Source organism: Promineifilum sp. (SeqCode) (genome assembly GCF_041918635.1).
Classification (GTDB): domain Bacteria; phylum Chloroflexota; class Anaerolineae; order Promineifilales; family Promineifilaceae; genus Promineifilum.
In genome coordinates this window covers 1-1,501 of record NZ_JAYRVJ010000711.1, presented here as the reverse complement: position 1 = coordinate 1,501, position 1,501 = coordinate 1, and the positions used below count along the sequence as shown (strand labels likewise).

The 1,501-nt window shown below is 64.2% G+C and carries 3 protein-coding genes; all 3 read left to right on the top strand.

Annotation, left to right across the window (positions count from 1 at the left end; all coding sequences use genetic code 11):
• A partial coding sequence (locus ACE3UY_RS20810; protein ID WP_374689394.1) for a TolB family protein occupies positions 1–765 on the top strand: 765 nt, incomplete at its 5' end.
• Positions 766–1,080: 315 nt separating this feature from the next.
• Positions 1,081–1,389, top strand: coding sequence for a hypothetical protein (locus ACE3UY_RS20805; protein WP_374689393.1), 309 nt, complete (start codon positions 1,081–1,083; stop codon positions 1,387–1,389).
• Positions 1,349–1,501 (top strand): C39 family peptidase (locus tag ACE3UY_RS20800; RefSeq protein WP_374689395.1); only part of this gene is annotated, 153 nt, incomplete at its 3' end. The genes ACE3UY_RS20805 and ACE3UY_RS20800, both read left to right, overlap by 41 nt.

The window sequence follows — 1,501 nt, the reverse complement described above, 5'->3', positions numbered from 1 at the left end:
GGCTTTCACGTCGAGGTCGTCGGGCTGGCCGCGCCTTTCGCACACACCCGGCTGACCGAGCGCGGCGGGGGCAGCGCGACCGCCCTGCTGTGGTCGGCCGACGAGGCGTGGCTCTACTTCAGCGATACCGACGCGGCGGGCCGACCGCAACTCTACCGCGCCCGGCCGGACGGCAGTGTTAAAGAGCAACTGACCGACTTGAGCGAATCGGTCGTCCAGTTCAACGCGCTGGCCCTCTCGCCCGACGGCCGCCGGCTGGCCTACGGCGCGCGCAACCTGCTCACCCCGCCCTCGCCCTACGCCTACGACCCGGCCGACGAGGGGTGGATCGGCATCCTCGACCTGGACAGCGGGGCGAACGTTCAGGTTCGGCTACCGAAGTTCGGCGCGGCCGAGAACGGGCGCGGCCTGGTGTGGGACGCGGCGGGGGAGCGCCTGCTGGTCATCGGCGACAGCCTGCCCATCCCCCACGATGACCCGCTGGCCGGGCGGCAGGCGCACTGGCTGGCGGCCGGCGGCGAGATTGAGCGCTCGTTCTATCAGGCGGAGGGGCCGTCAGAGCAGGTGGGCTGGATCGCGTCGCTGGGCGACATCGACACGCTGATGTTCAGCAGCAACGCCGATTACTACGTGCTGGAGGATGGCGCGGCGCGGCGGCTGGAGGGCGCAGACGCGCCGCAACTGGGCATCGAGCTTGGGCGGAGACCGATCGGGGTGTTGCCGGGGACGCTAGACTTTCCTGGCGAGGCGGCGTGCACTCCATAGTTTTATCCATGTGCGCCACCTCTGCCCGTACAGTTTTGACTCTATGCTATAATGGGAGCCAGTTCGGGTAATCGCATAAAAGGAATGGGACGCTAATGGACGCTGATTCTTGCGCTGATTGGCGCGGTTTCAATGGAGCCGACCGCGAGAATCAGTACTGTATTATGTTTATCAGCGTCCCAATCTTTACGCAGTCATCGGCCTTTCTGGAAAAGGGGGCTACTTATGGCAGTATTTACACGTTATGAAGGCGTTGTCCGGCGTGGGCAGATCGAATTGCCAAGCCGTACTGAACTACCTGAAGGCAGTCGGGTGGTGGTTATCGTCACGGGGCCGGAGCCGCTGGTGGACGAGGTGGATGCCCGACGCAAAGCGACGCGGTGGCTCGTTGAGTATGTGGGTAATATGCTTGCGGCTGATGAGGGACGGCTGACGGAGAAGAATGACCGCCCTGTGTGGCGCTTCGGCGCTTACGTGACCGGGCGCAGTCACGCCCCCTATGGGCCGGTGGGACACGTTGACGTGGACGCGCACCAGGGCGAGTTAATCCTCGACGAACGGCAAGCCGAGAGACTACTGACCAATGCCAAAGCCCTTGCCGGTTCCCTTCCACGCACAGAGTAAACAGGGTTATTGTCTAGCGGCTTGCGCTCAGATGGTGCTTGCCTACTACGGCCAAGCGCGCGACCAAGAGCGTCTGGCCGCCCAGCTTAAGGTTGAACCCTACCTCGGCGCG